Raw genomic sequence first — 16538 nt, forward strand, 5'->3', positions numbered from 1 at the left:
GAACCAGCTATGAACATACGTTCCATTATGCTCGCCGGCGCACTGCTGGCGGTTGCGGCGCAGGGACGCGCTCAAACCGTCCCCATCCCGATCCCCGCGGAATTCATCCCCGGAGAAGTGAAAGACACGACCAAAAAGCCGGCCGCTCCCGCAGCGGACCCGCGCAATACCATCAAGCCTTTCAGCGAAGTGGTCACTAAAGAATATATCACGCGGAGCGGCCTTTTCACCGTTCACCAAAACCGCGACACGTTCTATTTCGAAATCCCGGAAACACTGTTGGGGAGAGATATTCAGGCTATCAACCGGCTCGTGAAAGGCCCCGGCGGCGCCAATATCTACAGCGGCGAGGAAATCGGCCATCAAACCGTCCGTTTCGTGAAGAATGACGCAGACTCCACCATCCGGCTGATGTATATTTCCGTGATGGGGATGGCGGACAAAGACCAGCAGATCTACAAATCCGTGGAAGCCTCGTATTACAACGCCGTGGCCGCCGTATTCCCCATCAGGGCTTACGGGAAAGACGGCAAAAGCTTCGTGATCGATGCGGGCCCTTACATCAAAAACGCCATCGGGCTGTTCAATGATGTGAATGACCAGTACAATTCGAAAGTGGTAGACAAAAATACCTTTAAGGACATTTTGGTGGAATCGGTGAAAGCCTACCCCATCAACATGGAATTCCGCATCAGCAAAAACGGCAGCGCCAAAGGCAACAGCGATTTCGGCATTCCCGCCAATGCGCCCGCTTCCGTGGTGACGAACACTTCCTTCATCCTCCTGCCCGAACAGCCCATGGTCCAGCGGGGCCTGGACAAGCGCGTGGGTTACCTGGCCGATTACGCTTTCTACTTCGCCGACAACCAGCAGCGAACGGAAAAGCGGAACTTCGTGCACCGCTGGCGCCTGGAGCCGAAGCCGGAAGATATGGCGAGGTATAAACGCGGCGAACTGGTGGAGCCGGCGAAGCCCATCGTGATTTACATCGATCCCGCTACGCCGAAGCAATGGCGTAAATACCTCATCGCCGGGGTGAACGACTGGCAGAAGGCGTTCGAACAGGCCGGATTTAAAAATGCCATCGTAGGAAAAGAATGGCCCGAATCGGACAGCATCGACATGGACGATGCGCGCTTCTCCTTCATCCGCTACCTCCCTTCCGATATTCCCAATGCATACGGCCCCAATATCCACGACCCCCGCAGCGGAGAAATCCTCCAGACGCATATCGGGTGGTACCACAACATCATGAAGCTCCTCCGCAACTGGTACTTCATCCAGTCGGCCGTGAACGACCCCCAGGCCCGCAAGCCCCGCTTCGACGATAAGCTCATGGGCGAACTGGTCCGTTTCGTATCCAGCCACGAAGTAGGCCACACCCTCGGCCTGGCGCACAACTTCGGCAGCAGCAGCCGTACGCCGGTAGACAGCATGCGGAGCAAAAAATACCTCGCCAAACACGGGCACACCGCCAGTATCATGGATTACGCGCGCTTCAACTACGTGGCGCAGCCGGAAGACAATATCCCGCAGGAACTGCTGTTCCCGAAGATCGGGGAGTATGACCGGTGGGCCATCGAATGGGGGTACCGCTTCAACGGCGCCAAAACATTCGAGGAGGACAAAAAACTGATGGACGCGCTCACCACGCAACGGCTCGCGCAAAACCCGCTGCTGTATTTCGGCGACGGCGAGAAGTTTTCCTTCGATCCCCGCAACCAGCGCGAAGATCTGGGCGACAATCCCGCCAAAGCAGGCAATTACGGCATCGAGAACCTGAAACGCCTGCTGAAAAACTTGCCTGAATGGACGAAGGAAGAAGGCGGACAGTTTGAATCGCTGGAAGAATTGTACGCGGAACTGAAAGGCCAGTTCACCCGCTACCTTTCCCACAACGTGGCCTACATCGGCAGCAAAACCTGGACGCCGCGCAGCGAGCGCGCACAGGGCGAAGTATTGGCACCGGTATCGAAAGCCCTCCAGCTGGAAATCCTTTCCTTCTTCGACAAGCAGGTATTTACACCGCCCACCTGGCTGCTGGACCCCGCGGTGACGATGATGATCAATCCGCCGGCGTATCCCGATTTCGTGGAAGACATCCAGGTGAAAACCCTCAACTCCCTGCTCGACGTCGCCATTCTCACGCGCCTGCTCAGCCTGCGCAACCAGTTTGGCGACAAGGCCCTGCAACCGGAAGAATACCTCGCTTCCCTCCACAACATGATCTGGAAAGAGCTTGCCACCGGCAATATCACCAGCCACTATCGCCGCAACCTGCAGAAAAGCTACGTGGGCGCGTTGGGTACGATCATCATGGGCACATCGGCAGACTTTACGGAAAACGATGCCTTCTCGCTCGTGCGCATGGATTTGCTGGATTTGCAGAAAGAGATCGAAGCTGCGATCCCCAAAGCTACCGACCGCTTCAGCAAAATCCACCTGGAAGATCTGCGCCAGCGTATCCGCGATACGTTCGAAGCGGGTGGTAAAAAGAAATAAAACAGTTGTTTAACAGAGGGGCCCGGTGTGTGGTCAACCGCCGGGTTCCCTATTTTCGTATGGCACATCATGCACCAGCTACTGCAACAATTGGGGCTAGAAACAGCCTGGACGATGGTCCGTTATTTTCTTATCGCCGGAACGGCCTTTCTCGTTTTTTACTGGATGCTCGCGCCGAAGCTCGGTGCCAGCAAGATCCAGCAACGGAAAGCACGGCGGAACGATTTTTTCCGGGAGATCATGCACTCATCTTCCTCCAGCGTGATGCTGGCGGCAATGGCCATCCTGGCATTGTCTGACGCCGTGCGGCCGTATACGTTCGTATATACCGGAATGAACGACTATCCTTTGTGGTGGTTTGGATGGAGTGTGGTGCTGGCGCTGGTGGTGCACGATACCTATTTTTACTGGATGCACCGCGTGCTGCATCATCCGAAACTATTCCGGCTGACGCACCTGGTGCATCACAAATCGACGAATCCTTCCCCATTCACTGCATATTCCTTTCATATACTGGAGGCCATTGCGGAAGGGGGCGTTGTGCCGCTCCTCGTATTTACCATGCCGATGCATCCGGCGGCGATCAGCCTGTTCGCGCTGTCGTCGCTCGTCATCAATGTGTACGGTCATTTAGGGTACGAGATCATGCCGAAGTTCTTCCGGCGTACCTGGATGTTCGAAATCCTCAACACATCCACGTTTCATAATTTCCATCACCTGAAGTTCAGGGGGAATTACGGATTGTATTTCCGGGTGTGGGACCGGTGGATGGGGACCGAACATCCCGATTACGTTGGCGAGTACGATCGCATACAGGCGCGGCGGTTCGGCCCCTCCCGCATATAAAGTCCACGTAAAGATCCGGCATCCGTTTCCGGACGCCGCATTGCAGGAAGCCTCCCCGGCTTCCTGTTTTTCGTTAATCCCGGATGGGCCACTTCGTATAAAATCCCGTCAGCTTGTATTCCTGGCCCACTTTCCCGAAAATGAACGCGAAATAAGTATCCGAGCTGCCGTCTTTTTCGGGGAATTGATGATAGACTTCGTAAAGCGGTGCGGAGCTGTCGAGCCCAGCGCGGAGGCGGCTGTAGTAGTCATCTTCGCTGCCCACTGCGATCTCGCGGACTTCTTCGCCATTTTCCTTTTCGAGCGCGGATTTGATCTCTGGGCTGAAGATGTTGTCCTTATATTTCGGGAACCGTTTTTCGGTCAGTTTTCCGGAAACCGTGTCTGCCGTGCCGTTGCGGAGATCTTCATCGCTCCACTTGGGGGCCGTCTGCAGCGGGAACCGGATCATCTTTTCCAGCGTGGCGTGGTCACCGGCGGTGGCGGCGGTGCGGAATGCCGCGAGGGTGGTGCGGAACAGCTGTTCGTTGGTGCTGGATTGCTGTTTCGGGCCGCCACCGGGCATTTGCGCGAGCGTATCTTCCATTGCCGGAACGGCGGTCTGGGACGTTTGTTTCGGTTCCGGTTGACCGCAAGCCGCCAGGGCAGCGCAAGCGAAGATGGCTATCGGTAAGTTTTTCATGCGGATATGGGTTTGATGCTTCCCTTAGCGCTGCAAATTCGGTGCCTCATGCGGCCGGCCTGCTTTCACGACGAGCTTCCAGCGGAAGGTTTTTACTTCATTTTCTCCCCAAACAGCCATGAGCGGAGCCGTAATATCTTCCGCGGGATGCCGGCCATGGTCGGCGATATAGCGTTGCGTGGCCGACCAGGTGTCGAACAGCCCGAACAGATCGCTGCGGGAGAAAGATTTTTCCACATAGAAATCCGGAGCGGCGATCAGCGGGAAGGGAAACGGGATATCCGCGTACCCTTTTTCGATCATGCGGTTTTCCGGCAGCCAGTAACTGCCGAGCGGGCCTTCGTGCAACTGAAGCACCAGCGCGTCGATCTCCGGTGAAATTTCCGGCAGGCCGTACGTCCATGCGGCGAACAGCCCCCCGGGCCGCAGGACCCTCGCCACTTCCCGGAAATAATCTTCGAACCGGAACCAATGGAGTGCCTGGCCGACGGTCACCAAATCCGCCGACGCATCCGGCAGCCCGCAATTTTCCGCGGGCTCCACGGCGTAGTGGACGCGATCGTGTGGCGCGGCATGGGCGATCTGTTGCGCACTGGGGTCGGTGGCATACACATTTTCGTAAAATCCGGCGAGGTGAACGGCGCATTGGCCGTTGCCCGTACCGCAGTCCCAGGCCTGGGCATGCCCCGGCGTTAGCGAAGCGAGCCAGGCATAGAGCGCCGGCGGGTAATCCGGACGGAATTTCGCGTAGCTGGCGGATTGGACGGAGAATAAATCTTTAAATGTCATGGTTTCTTTTTGGGATGTATGAGCAAATCGATGGTTTCCTTTGGGCGGCGTTCACGAAAGTAACGATCGTTTTCTGTCGCGAGCGGAATAGGGGCATTCCAGGGAAATTTTCAGAAAGTTCGGAAAAAAAACGGGTCGGGGTGTAGGGGGAGGGTACGATTCCAGTACATATAAGTACAAACCTATGGACAAAAACACTTTCATTCTGTTGACCGACCGCTACCTGGACGGTACCGCTACCGAGGCTGAGAAACGCCTTGTAGACGCGTATTGCGACCGCCTGGAGCAAATTCCCGCCGCCGACCTGACGCGGGAAGAGGAACACGCGCTGGAAGTGCTGATGTACGCCCGGATCATGGGAAAGGTACGCCAGCGCCCCATTCGCCGTTCCTTATACAAATACGCCGCCGCAGCCGCCGTGGTGCTGGCTGCCGGTGCGGCCTTTTTCCTCCTGCGGCCCGCGACCAGGCCCGTGGCGCCCCTGGCCAGGGAAGTCCGTTTCAAGAACGACATCTCCCCCGCAGGGAACAAGCCCACGCTCACGCTGGCAGATGGCTCCGTCATTGCCCTGGACGATTCCAGCAACAACGGCATCGCTGCCCAGGGAGGCTCCCACATCCTGCAATCTTCCGAAGGCGCGCTCGAGTACCAGCCGGGCGCCGCGGCAGACGCTCCGGTATTCAATACCCTGACCACGCCGGCAGGCTGCCAGTTCCGCCTGATCCTGGCAGACGGCAGCAAGGTATGGCTGAACGCCGCCTCTTCGATCCGCTTCCCTACGGCTTTCCGGGGAGAAGACCGCATCGTGGAACTGGAGGGGGAAGCCTATCTCGAAGTCAGCAAAGACGCCGCCCATCCTTTCCGCGTGATCACCCGCGGCATGACGGTCGACGTACTGGGGACGCATTTCAATATCAATGCCTATAAAGACGAGCCCGTGGTCCGCACATCACTGCTGGAAGGCGCCGTGCGCGTGGCCGGGAACGGACAGAGCGAGGTGCTCAGCCCGGGACAGCAGGCGCAGGTCCGCCAGAATGGGAAAATGTACGTAGCCGATGGGGTAGACATGCGTGCCGTTACCGCCTGGAAAGACGGGCGGTTCAATTTCAGCGGGGAGCCCATCACCGAAGTAATGCGCGAAGTACAGCGCTGGTATGGTGCCGAAATAATATATGAGGGAGAAGTGAAACACCATTTCGTGGGTTCGATCCCGCGGAACCTGCCCGTATCAAGGGTTTTGGAGATGCTGGAAATGACCGGGCGTGTGCGTTTCGAAATAGACGGGAAGAAGATCACCGTAAGACCGTAGCGACATTAGACAGTTTAATAGCCAAAAAAAGATCCCGGCTTGCAGGCCGGGACCCGGCAACAGGAGGTACCAGCTCCGGTTGCCAAGGGCGAAACAAATGTTCAGTTGAGAGAAAATTTATTTATCACCCAAAATCAAAAGTATGATTTTAAAAGCCAGGTGCCAACACCGGCAGGGTATCCCTTACCCGCCTGATTGTAGAACCTCCCGGAAGATGCTACCCGGGGGCAAAATGTGGAAGATTATGAAGCTCACCACTTTATTTATGCTGACGGCATGTATTACCGTTAGCGCCGGAACATTCGGCCAGACTGTCGATTTTTCTATCAGGAAATCCTCGCTCGAGCATTTTTTCAAAATGGTAGAACATCAGACGGGGTATTCTTTCCTTTATTCGAAGGAAGATATCCAGTCGCTGGAAGTAACTGACCTGGAAGTGTTCAAGACCGACCTGAACACGGCGCTGCGCAAGGCGTTCAGCGGCCAGCCCCTTACGTATACGGTGCTGGACAATGTTGTGATCGTAAAGAGAAAAGCCAATTTCGCTCCTTCCGCCACGATGGAGATCCTCACGCCTGCCGCGATCGATATCTCGGGAACGGTTACGGATATGGACGGCACCCCGCTGCCGGGAGCTTCCATTTTGGTCAAGGGCACCAAAAAAAGTGCGGTTTCCGACGTGGAAGGCCGGTTTACCGTATCCGCCTCGGCGGGAGACGTACTGGTGGTCCGCTACGTAGGCTACAGCGAGAAAGAAGTGAAAGTCGGCCCGGAAACTACCCTCAACGTGAAGCTGGAGCTGCTCCCTTCGCGCCTGCAGGGTGTATCCATCGTAAGCACCGGTTATACCACGCTTTCAAAAGAACGCGCAGCAGGTTCATTCTCGGCTATTTCGTCAAAAGACTTGTCTAATAAAATGCAGACGAATCTGATGGAGCGGCTGGAAGGTCTTGCGCCCGGGTTCACCTTTTATAAGAACCAGCCCCAGATCCGGGGTGTATCTACATTGTATGCCGGTACTGCACCGCTGTATGTCGTAGACGGCATCCCCTACGAAGGAAGCATTGCCGCTATCAACCCGAACGATGTTGCCACAGTTACCATGCTGAAAGATGCATCTGCAGCTTCCATCTACGGCGCGCGCGCAGCCAATGGTGTCATCGTTATCGTCACCAAAGCCGGCAAGCCAGGCCCCATGCGGGTTAATCTCAATAGCAGCTTCCGGGTAACGCCACTTCCCGACAGATCTTATTTAAATAGGATGTCGAGTGCAGAGTTGGTAGACTTCCAGCGCGATATGTTCAAATATTGGTCTAATGACTACGCCGGTATCGACGAACGCCGTTTCATGCATGATGTTTATGCACTGATGTATGAAAATAAAGCCGGACATATCACCGATGCAGAGCTGGAAAGCAAACTCGACGTTTACCGCAACCGCGACCGGTACAACCAGGTAAAAGATGAATTCCTTCGCAAAGCTGCGCTGGTGCAACAACATAATCTGTCGCTGTCTGGCGGCACGGACAAACACCAATACAACCTGTCTGTTAACTACCTGCGCGACAATCCCTACGAAAAAGAGCAATCGAACGACCGTTTCGGCTATAACCTCCGGAATCTGTTCAATCTCAATAAATGGGCCCGTCTCGACGTGAACGTATTGGGAAGCCATACCCGTGCGGAATACAATAACGGTTTCAACGGATATAGCATTCTCAACGGCGGCAAGGCAAGCTATTATATGCTCCGGAATCCGGACGGTTCGCCCGCCCAGTGGTATGCTTCCAAATCGCAATTCGAAATCGATCGGCTGAAGGGATTGGGGCTGCTGGATGAAACGATGTTTGCGCAAACCGAGCTGAGCCAGCAATACTATCGCAATAAATCCAACTACCTGAACATGAACGTAGGATTGAACCTGCGTCTTATGCAGGGGCTGTCGCTCGATGTCCGTTACCAGAATGAGCGCACCGAAGCCTTCAGCAGTCAGCTGTATCGCCCGAACTCCAACTATGTGCGCACCATGTTGAACGATGCAACGGTGATGACGAACGGTGTGCCGAAAGTGTACTTGCCCAATGGCGGACAGTTCGATGAAACCCGTTCCGACAACAAGTCTTATACCCTCAGGGCCCAATTGAATTACAATCGCTTGTTCTCCGACAAGTATAAGCTGCAATTGCTTGCAGGTGCGGAGCGCAGGAATGTTCACAACACCGGAACGAACGTTTATAAATACGGTTACGACGAGTATTCCCTTTCGTACAAATCGATCGACGAGTTAACGATGCTGGGGACCACGATCATGGGGACGGAAGCGCTGTTTAACCAGTACCGGCTGTCGCGCAGGGAGCGGGGATTCACGGATAATGAAAAGCGTTTTGTATCATTCTTCGGAAATGGCTCTTTCACTTTCAATGATAAGCTGACTGCAACAGGGTCAATCCGTATCGACCAGAGCAATCTTTTTGGTACGGACCCGAAATACCAATATCGTCCACTTTGGTCTGCCGGCCTGCATTATGTCATCAGTGAAAACGATCTGCCCTGGCTGGACCGGTTAGCTGCACGTGCGACCTATGGCGTCAACGGTAACGTTTACCAGAATTCCGGGCCTTATCTGATCAGCCAGGATGGTGGTACGAACTATTATACGAACGAGCCGCAAGCAGATATTACAGCGGCGCCGAACAATCAGCTGCGTTGGGAAAAGACGAATGTGGTGAACCTGGGGATCGATTTCAGTACATTCCGCGGCAGGCTGACGGGATCGCTGGACTTCTATAACAAGGCAACGAGCGATCTGTTGGGCCAGCTCCAGGAAGACCCTACGAAGGGCTGGTCATCCCGCATGGTGAACTACGGTGCGATGTTCAACCGCGGGGTGGATTTGTCGGTTACGAGCGAGAACCTCCGGATGAGGGATTTCCGCTGGTCAACCACGTTCAACTTCAATTACAATAAAAACGAGCTGACCGACTTGTACGTTTCCGCAAACCAGGTGATCGACTTTTTGTACAATCCGCAAAACAGGGTTGGGTTGCCGATGAATACGCTTTACAGCGTCCGTTATGCAGGTCTCAATTCCAGCGGCCGCCCGCAGGCGAAAACCAAAGACGGCACCGTTGTTACGGATGCGGCCAAGCTGACTACAGACGACCTGGTGAATTCCGGAACTACCGTTCCCCCGTTCTCCGCTTCTCTGATCAACAACGTAAAGTATAAGAACTTTGAACTTTACTTCATGTTCATGTATTATGGCGGCCATGTAATGCGCGATGTTATCGCTCCCTATCTGACCAAGCTGCCGGAGCTGAACTATACTTCCAATATGGATCGCCTGGCGATGAATTACTGGCGCAATCCGGGAGACGAAAACATCCCCGGCATGGCTCCTGCATATTACCAGCAGGCTCCCACCGGCACTACAATGTTGTGGGACGCTGCGGACGTGAATATCGCGAAAGCCAGCTATCTCAAGCTGCGCGACGTAACGCTCGCGTATAATCTCCCGTCTTCCCTGCTCGATAAAAACAAAATCAAGGGCCTTCGCGTAAGCATGCAGGTGCAGAATCCCTGGAGATGGACGGCTAACAGTCAGCGTCTGGACCCGGAAGTTTGGTCCGGTCTCACACTTACCAACTATGCTACCCGTGGCGTACTGGCGCCGGCTAGCTACACTTTTGGCCTTAATCTTTCCTTCTAAACTTGCGCAAGATGAAAAAAACGATATATGGCTTCTTTGCCGCCGCCGCTATACTCATTGCCGCTGGCTGTAACAAGTACCTCGACATCAAACCCAAAGGATTTACCATTCCCGAGTTTGTAGACGATTACCAAAAACTGCTGAATAGCCTGACGCTGTACCGCGCTGTTTCGTCCTATCCTGTTTTCCTGACAGACGATGTTCAGGCCGGGCTTGAAAACGATGTGAACAAATCCGCGGGCTTTAGCCGTTATGCGCTTTTCAAACGGAACCTGTATACATTTGCTGGTGGCCAGGTGATGGAGCAGGGACAGCAGGATGTTCAATGGGAACCGTCTTATTCTCACATCTTCACCTATAATGCGATCATTAACAACGTGATGAATGCAAAAGACGGCAGCGATGCGGAAAAACGCCGCATTCGTGCGGAGGCGCTCGTTGGCCGTGCTTACGAGTACATGACACTGGTGAACCTGTATGCAAAGCACTATGACGCGGCCTCTGCTTCCAAAGACCTCGGTGTGCCGATGCTCCTTTCCGAAGACATCAATGAGAAATACAACAGGGTATCGGTAGCAGAAGTATATGCACAGATTCAGAAGGATCTGGACGAGGCAACGCCGAATCTTTCCGTACGCGTTCCCAACGCTTACCATCCGCCTAAAAGCGTAGGTTATGCATTCTTAAGCCGTATGTACCTCTACATGGGCGACTATCAGAAAGCACTTGCCAATGCGAACGAAGCCCTGAAGCTCAACAACGAGCTGATGGACTACAAGATCTACACCACGAAGAAAGGTACCTTCGGCCGCGTGTGCAAATTGTCTGACAGCGCGGCATTCCCTGAAGTGCATAAGAACGTGGAAACCGTTTGGGCAAGACTGACCTCTTCCAGCAACGGTACCGTGTATGCCGAAGTATACGCTACGGAAGATCTTATCGAAACCTATAAAAGGGATCTGCCCGCCGGTGCAGAAGACTATCGTTATAAGCTGTTCTATTGCGATGGAACGGCACAGTTCGGTACCGCGGTATTGAAGTTCCCGGGCCGCGTCCTGTGGGCTTCTTACGTGGATGCCAATGTAGGCCTCTCCACACCGGAAGTTATTCTGACCGCTGCCGAATGCGAGGCCCGCATCGGAGATAAAAATAAAGCGATGGCGCACATCAACCGTCTTCGCGACATGCGGATCACCAACAACCAGGCGCTCTCCGCCGCAACCGGAGAAGCAGCCCTTCGCATCGTGCTTGACGAACGCCGTCGTGAAATGGCTTTCGTTGGTCCTAACCGCCTCTTTGACCTGAAGCGCCTCAACAAAGACCCCCGCTTTGCGAAAGTAGTGACACACAAACATGAAAGCCAGACATGGACGCTCCCGGCGAACGACAACAGGTACATCCTGCCCGTTCCCCCGCGGGTACTGTCCATGAACCCCGGCATACCGCAATACGAAAGATAAAACCAATCATTTCTTTCTTAACCACGAGTGACAAACCCATACAATCAAGCGGCGCCGGATTTCCCGGCGCCCTTTTTAAAAATTGCATCATGAAACTATTCTTACTGATCTTCGCCCTCTTCACCTCCCTCACGCTCCGCGCGCAGGAAGAAGGCATCCGCTTCGGCACCGCGTCCTGGAGCGAAACGCTCGCCCAGGCCGGAAAGGAAAACAAACTCGTGTTCCTCGATTGCTACACTTCCTGGTGCGCCCCATGCAAATGGATGGACAAAAACGTGTTCGTCCTTAAAAACATCGCCGACTTCTATAACGGCCAGTTCGTGAACACGAAATTCGATATGGAAAAAGGGGAAGGGATCGAACTGCGGAAAAAATACAACGTTCAATCTTTTCCGACCTATCTGTTCATCAATTCCAAAGGCGAAATCGTACACCGCACCGGATCGCGGATGACGGCCGAAGAATTCCTGGAAGAAGGGCGCATGGCGGCAGATCCCGACCGCAGCCTGTCGTCTGTGGCAAAACGATACGCCGAAGGCCAGCGCGATATTCCTTTCCTCCTCAATTACTACCTTGCCCTCAACCGCTCCGACCGGCAGGCGTCTGAAAAAATCGCCGCGGAAATCGCCGGAAAGATGACCGACAGCACGCTGGGCACGCCCCTCGGCTGGAAAGCGATCAAAAACCTGGCACGTTCCAGCAACGATAAATTCGGCAAATACTTCCTCGCACATACTGACGATTTCAGGCATTACACCACCGGTGCGGACCTGGATGCGCTGACAGACAGGCTGCTGTCGAGCACCCTGTACGGATATGTGTATGCAGGTAACGAAGCCGCGTTCTACGAAGGGCTGAAGCATTTCTCGACATCCAAATCCATCGAGCGCCAGCAACAGGCGGTAATGCTGGAAGCGGAATTCCTGCAGCGCGAAGGCCGCGCGAAACAATATATCGCGCTGACAGACAAGGCAATGAAAGGCGTACTGAAGGACCAGGCGGAAAAGTTGAGCTTCCTGGCAAGGCGCGTGAGCGGTAAAAAGGAAGCTGATGAAAAAATGAAGCCTTTCCTCCCGCAAGCTTACAAACTGGCGAAGAAAGCCGTGGAACTGGATCCGGAAGAATACAGCGTACAAAGCACCTTCGGCTGGATCTGCCTGTCGCTCAAGAAAAAGGACGAAGGCTTGAAAGCCGCCCGCAAAGCCCGCGCGCTGGCCGACGCCGAAACGTCCAAAATCCAGAAGCTCGCGCAGGAACTGGTAGACGAATTCGATCGCTTATAAGCATAACGGTTGATAATATATGCGATAACAGGGCCCCGGATTTCTCCGGGGCCCTTTTTTATGCCCGGATGATCGCCGGATCGGCAAGCGCCATGGCGGCGATCTCGTCTTTCCGCATGAACGCCACACCGGAATGCTTTTGCATGTACCGGAACATTTCGCGCGCGGCCCTTACCATTTGCGGCGTTCCGCCGATGCGGTCGTGAAAGCTCACGGAAAGCATGCTGCGTTTGCGGGCGCTTTCCTCGTACAACTCGTCGAACTCCATTTTGACCTGTTCGAGGAATTGCCCCGTCGAAAAATGCCTGCCCTCGATGAGGAGAATATCGTTGCAGCGCAACGTGTAAGGCACCACCGCGAAATCTTTACCGTTCAGTTCGATGAGGAACGGCTCGTCGCGGCTGAGATCGTCGATATGATAGGTGAACCCCAGTTCCTGGAGGATGCGTAGCGTGTTGGGGCCGCGGCGCAGCCAGTTGGCGTTGTAGCCTTTCGGTGTAACGCCGGTGGCCGCGCGGACCGCCGCCACGCCGTCTGCTATGAATTTTTTCTCTTCGGCGTAATCCATCGCATATTGGCTGCTCCAGTTCATGCCATGGGCGGCGGCTTCGTGCCCCCGCTCCACGATCTCTTTCGCCAGCGCAGGGTTTTTCAGCACGGCGGAGCCCACCATGTGCGAAGTGACCTTGATACCCAGTCTGTCCCAGTTGTCGAGCATGCGCGGGATACCCTCCTGGTAACCGTATGCGTACCAGGTGGCGGCGGGGAGGTCGGCGTGGCCGGGGGCCATGTTCGGTGGAAAGGGACTTTCGGCTTCGGGAGGCTGGCCGCCCGATTCGAATTGCATGGAAACGGAAACGAGGAGCCGTGCACCGTTCGGCCAGCGTAATGGAACGGCGGCGTTACCCAGTGCCGGGGCGGCCAGCGCGGAGTGGGAGCCCACGATGCCGGAGAGGCCCAGCAGGCCCGTGTTTTGGAGGAATTTTCTTCTGTTTTGCATGTCAATGTTTTTGAATGAGCTGATCCAGCGCCCAGCCGTTGTATTGCACGAACTGGAGGAGCAGTGCGAAAAGCGCCGCATGAATGAGCTGGGAAGGGATGGCCTCCCAGTTCTCGATGAGGGAAGTGCCGAGAATGAGCAAAGCCATGGTGAAGCCGCCCGCCACAAGCGCAGGCCGCGTGAACAGTCCCAGGAGCAGGAGCAGCCCGATCGCGAACTCCGCCACCGGAAGCGCGTAGCTGAAGGGCTCCACCAGGCTTTTCGGTAACATCGATCGCTCGAAACTACCGGTCATCCAGGCGCTGAAAGCACGGAGCTTCGGCAGGCGGACCAACCCATGGCCGAACATGCTCGCGCCCAGCGCCAGGCGCAGCAACAGAAATACGGTGGTATGCATGTGATTTAATTTTATTGTACAAAGTTGGGTTACATTTCATCGTTTTGCTTGTATGATGATGGGAAAATCAGGTATCTTTGCGGGATGGACATTCGGCACATGTACCAGTCTTTCGCGCTGGAATACCTCGAAGCTGACCACTACGAAGCCCGCAGGCACAGGAACACCTATTTCGAACTGGTGTTCGTGCTGGAAGGGGAGGGCGTGCAGATCATCAACGATCACCGGCTGCATTACACCCGAAACAAGTTGTTCGTCATTTTCCCGGAAGACACGCACGATTTCGAGATCCATTCCACCACCCGTTTATGCTTCATCCGTTTCAACCGCGAACACCTCCGCACGATGGGACAGGAATGGCTCCGGCAGCTGGAATTCATTTTTAACCACCACCATCACCTGCCCGGTTGCGTGCTGGTCAACACTGCAGATAAACCGCTCGTCCGCGCGATTGCCGAAGCCATGCTGCGCGAACGGGAGAGCGAAGCGCCCCATCGCGATGAAGTACTGGCGCAGCTCCTCAATACCCTCATCGTTGTCGCCGCCCGCAACATCCGGCTCATGGCGCCTTTGCCGGGCAGGAAAGATCTCCAGGGCACTGCTTCGGCTTTGCTGCACTACATCCATGAACATATCGCCGAACCCGAAGCGCTGCGCGCGGAGAAGATCGCGGCCCATTGCCACATCAGTCCCGGTTACATCAGCGAATATTTTAAAAGCAAAACCGGGCTCAGCATGCAGGAATACATCATGAATTACCGGATGAAGCTCGTGGAAACCCGCCTCCGGTACACAGATATGCAGGTGAGCGAAATCGTGGACGAACTGGGGTTCAGCGATGCGAGCCACCTCCACCGGCTGTTCCGCAAACACAGCGGCATGGCGCCCGGCGCCTTCAGGAAATCCCTTGGGAACGATTGACCCGCAGGCCCGCCCATCCCGGAAATGTGCCGCTCGCGCAGGCGAAGCGCCGTACGGTCATACAATCGCAGCGCGAAAAATGCCGGAAAAGTCCGTACTTTTATTGCTTGATGCCGGCATATTCGACATATACGGACGAGCAGTTATATGAATTGCTGCAGGGGGACGATCAGGACGCATTTACGGAGATTTACCAACGCTACTGGAAGACGCTCTACCAGCGGGCCCGTGCCATGCTGAACGACGGGCCGCTGGCGCAGGACGTGGTGCAGGAGGTGTTCATTTCCCTCTGGAACCGCCGTGCAGACGTCCGGATCGAAAAGATCGGCGCCTATCTGCACCAGGCCGTCCGTTTCCAGGAACTGAAAGCCCTGCACCGCCTCCAGTCAGACGCGGCTTTCTACGACCGGCTGGCATCCATCACCCAGGACCTCATCGATCACGAACCCTTGCTCTATAACGAGATGGAAAGCATCGTCCGCAACCTCCTCAGCCGCCTGCCCGAAGACCAGCGCAACATCCTGCGCCTGAGCCGGGAAGAGGGGCTGACGTACCGGGAAATCGCGGAGAAACTGGGGATTTCCATCAAAACCGTCGAAAAGAAAATTTCTTTGTCGCTCCGCGCCATCCGCAAAGGGATGGACGGTTCGTTCCCCCTGCTCCTTTCTTTCGCGCTGGTGGCCCCTGCCGGCGTGGCGCACCTGTAAATCGTTTGAAAAAGAAGGATTCCCGCTGTATATTATAGCCGCAAATTCCTTGTATGAAAAAGATTTTTTCGTGGACGGCCGTATGGTTAGTATGCGCCGTTTTTCCCGCCATCGCCGCCAAAGTGGATACTGTCAACGTTTGGAGCGCAGTGATGAAAAAGAACATCCCTACCGTGGTGATTACGCCGGAAAGGGCTACAGACGCGGCTTTGCCGGTGGTGTACCTGTTGCATGGCTATAGCGGCAATTATTCCGATTGGGTAAAGAAAGTACCGGCGGTGAAAGATTACGCAGACCGGTTCAATATGATCATCGTTTGCCCCGACGGCGGTTTTGGCAGCTGGTACTGGAATAGCCCGGTGGATGCGGGATTTCAATATGAAACGTATGTGGCGGAAGAGTTGGTGAAGTGGGTAGACGGGAAATTTAAAACGATCGCCAGTCCGAAAGGCCGCGCCATCATGGGCCTCAGTATGGGCGGCCACGGTGCGCTGTACCTCGCGATGCGCCACCAGGACGTGTTCGGCGCCGCCGGAAGCATGAGTGGCGGTGTGGATATCCGGCCTTTCCCGAAGAATTGGGATATGGCCAAACGCCTGGGCACGTATGCGGAGCAGCCGGCGCGCTGGGAGCAGCATACGGTGATGAACCAGTTGCATTTGCTGACGGCGGGCTCGCTGGCGCTGATGATCGACTGCGGGACGGAGGATTTCTTTTTCGGCGTGAATGAAAAACTGCACGAAACACTGCTGTACCGGAACATCCCGCACGATTACGTGGTGCGGCCGGGCGGCCATACCTGGGCGTATTGGGCGAATGCGGTGGAATACCAGTTGCTGTTCGCACAGCGGTTCTTCGGCCGCTGATCGGGTTGGTAAAAGTTAATGAGCGATAACGAAATGCATGGCGCTACGAACGGTGATCGGCCGTTCC

General features: G+C 55.1%; 13 protein-coding genes. 9 read left to right on the top strand and 4 right to left on the bottom strand.

Going from position 1 to position 16538, the window contains the following annotated elements:
* Positions 1 to 9 precede the first annotated feature (9 nt).
* Both ACQKLP_RS03690 and ACQKLP_RS03695 read left to right on the top strand, forming a co-directional pair.
* Positions 10 to 2502, top strand: a complete 2493-nt coding sequence (locus ACQKLP_RS03690) for a zinc-dependent metalloprotease (RefSeq protein ID WP_427320163.1) — start codon at positions 10 to 12, stop codon at positions 2500 to 2502.
* 69 nt (positions 2503 to 2571) lie between these two features.
* A complete protein-coding gene (locus ACQKLP_RS03695; protein WP_427320165.1) occupies positions 2572 to 3348 on the top strand; it encodes a sterol desaturase family protein in 777 nt (258 codons plus the stop codon).
* A gap of 73 nt (positions 3349 to 3421) precedes the next feature.
* Here the strand turns inward: ACQKLP_RS03695 and ACQKLP_RS03700 are convergent, their stop codons facing one another.
* The gene (locus ACQKLP_RS03700; RefSeq protein ID WP_427320167.1) at positions 3422 to 4030 is read right to left on the bottom strand and encodes a hypothetical protein; all 609 of its coding nucleotides are present in this window, start codon (positions 4028 to 4030) and stop codon (positions 3422 to 3424) included.
* Positions 4031 to 4054: 24 nt separating this feature from the next.
* Positions 4055 to 4819 (bottom strand): class I SAM-dependent methyltransferase, encoded by a 765-nt coding sequence (locus tag ACQKLP_RS03705; protein WP_427320169.1) that lies wholly within the window; start codon positions 4817 to 4819, stop codon positions 4055 to 4057.
* Positions 4820 to 5003: 184 nt separating this feature from the next.
* Here ACQKLP_RS03705 and ACQKLP_RS03710 point away from each other — a divergent pair, with 184 nt between their 5' ends.
* The 4 genes from ACQKLP_RS03710 to ACQKLP_RS03725 all read left to right on the top strand — a co-directional run bounded on the left by ACQKLP_RS03710 (position 5004) and on the right by ACQKLP_RS03725 (position 12580).
* Positions 5004 to 6128: a FecR family protein gene (locus ACQKLP_RS03710; protein ID WP_427320171.1), complete on the top strand. Its 1125-nt coding sequence runs from the start codon at positions 5004 to 5006 to the stop codon at positions 6126 to 6128.
* Positions 6129 to 6372: 244 nt separating this feature from the next.
* On the top strand, positions 6373 to 9837 hold the full coding sequence (locus tag ACQKLP_RS03715; protein WP_427320173.1) for a SusC/RagA family TonB-linked outer membrane protein: 3465 nt from the start codon (positions 6373 to 6375) through the stop codon (positions 9835 to 9837).
* 11 nt (positions 9838 to 9848) lie between these two features.
* The gene (locus ACQKLP_RS03720; RefSeq protein WP_427320175.1) at positions 9849 to 11297 is read left to right on the top strand and encodes a RagB/SusD family nutrient uptake outer membrane protein; all 1449 of its coding nucleotides are present in this window, start codon (positions 9849 to 9851) and stop codon (positions 11295 to 11297) included.
* Between the two features lie 89 nt (positions 11298 to 11386).
* The gene (locus ACQKLP_RS03725) at positions 11387 to 12580 is read left to right on the top strand and encodes a thioredoxin family protein (protein ID WP_427320177.1); all 1194 of its coding nucleotides are present in this window, start codon (positions 11387 to 11389) and stop codon (positions 12578 to 12580) included.
* A 58-nt stretch (positions 12581 to 12638) separates the two neighbouring features.
* Here ACQKLP_RS03725 and ACQKLP_RS03730 read toward each other — a convergent pair whose 3' ends face one another.
* Positions 12639 to 13580 carry a polysaccharide deacetylase family protein gene (locus tag ACQKLP_RS03730; RefSeq protein ID WP_427320179.1) on the bottom strand — a complete coding sequence of 314 codons (942 nt, stop codon included), beginning with the start codon at positions 13578 to 13580 and terminating at the stop codon, positions 12639 to 12641.
* A gap of 1 nt (position 13581) precedes the next feature.
* Positions 13582 to 13977 carry a DoxX family membrane protein gene (locus ACQKLP_RS03735; RefSeq protein ID WP_427320181.1) on the bottom strand — a complete coding sequence of 132 codons (396 nt, stop codon included), beginning with the start codon at positions 13975 to 13977 and terminating at the stop codon, positions 13582 to 13584.
* A gap of 84 nt (positions 13978 to 14061) precedes the next feature.
* Here ACQKLP_RS03735 and ACQKLP_RS03740 point away from each other — a divergent pair, with 84 nt between their 5' ends.
* Genes ACQKLP_RS03740 through ACQKLP_RS03750 form a run of 3 tightly spaced genes read left to right on the top strand, consistent with a single transcriptional unit; the run spans position 14062 to position 16471 of the window.
* Positions 14062 to 14898 carry a helix-turn-helix domain-containing protein gene (locus ACQKLP_RS03740; RefSeq protein WP_427320183.1) on the top strand — a complete coding sequence of 279 codons (837 nt, stop codon included), beginning with the start codon at positions 14062 to 14064 and terminating at the stop codon, positions 14896 to 14898.
* A complete protein-coding gene (locus ACQKLP_RS03745) occupies positions 14895 to 15605 on the top strand; it encodes an RNA polymerase sigma-70 factor (RefSeq protein ID WP_427320185.1) in 711 nt (236 codons plus the stop codon). Before ACQKLP_RS03740 ends, ACQKLP_RS03745 begins: the two co-directional genes overlap by 4 nt.
* 53 nt (positions 15606 to 15658) lie before the next feature.
* Entirely contained in the window at positions 15659 to 16471 is an 813-nt protein-coding gene (locus ACQKLP_RS03750) for an alpha/beta hydrolase (protein WP_427320187.1), read from the top strand.
* Positions 16472 to 16538 lie beyond the last annotated feature (67 nt).

The sequence above is a fragment of the Chitinophaga sp. NPDC101104 genome, assembly GCF_050277495.1.
Taxonomy (GTDB): Bacteria; Bacteroidota; Bacteroidia; order Chitinophagales; family Chitinophagaceae; genus Chitinophaga.

Coding starts and splice junctions, on each gene's coding strand:
- ACQKLP_RS03695 (WP_427320165.1), top strand. CDS start 2,572: ATGCACCAGCTACTGCAACAATTGGGGCTAGAAACAGCCTGGACGATG.
- ACQKLP_RS03705 (WP_427320169.1), bottom strand. CDS start 4,819: ATGACATTTAAAGATTTATTCTCCGTCCAATCCGCCAGCTACGCGAAA.
- ACQKLP_RS03710 (WP_427320171.1), top strand. CDS start 5,004: ATGGACAAAAACACTTTCATTCTGTTGACCGACCGCTACCTGGACGGT.
- ACQKLP_RS03730 (WP_427320179.1), bottom strand. CDS start 13,580: ATGCAAAACAGAAGAAAATTCCTCCAAAACACGGGCCTGCTGGGCCTC.
- ACQKLP_RS03750 (WP_427320187.1), top strand. CDS start 15,659: ATGAAAAAGATTTTTTCGTGGACGGCCGTATGGTTAGTATGCGCCGTT.
- ACQKLP_RS03700 (WP_427320167.1), bottom strand. CDS start 4,030: ATGAAAAACTTACCGATAGCCATCTTCGCTTGCGCTGCCCTGGCGGCT.
- ACQKLP_RS03735 (WP_427320181.1), bottom strand. CDS start 13,977: ATGCATACCACCGTATTTCTGTTGCTGCGCCTGGCGCTGGGCGCGAGC.
- ACQKLP_RS03725 (WP_427320177.1), top strand. CDS start 11,387: ATGAAACTATTCTTACTGATCTTCGCCCTCTTCACCTCCCTCACGCTC.
- ACQKLP_RS03690 (WP_427320163.1), top strand. CDS start 10: ATGAACATACGTTCCATTATGCTCGCCGGCGCACTGCTGGCGGTTGCG.
- ACQKLP_RS03715 (WP_427320173.1), top strand. CDS start 6,373: ATGAAGCTCACCACTTTATTTATGCTGACGGCATGTATTACCGTTAGC.
- ACQKLP_RS03720 (WP_427320175.1), top strand. CDS start 9,849: ATGAAAAAAACGATATATGGCTTCTTTGCCGCCGCCGCTATACTCATT.
- ACQKLP_RS03740 (WP_427320183.1), top strand. CDS start 14,062: ATGGACATTCGGCACATGTACCAGTCTTTCGCGCTGGAATACCTCGAA.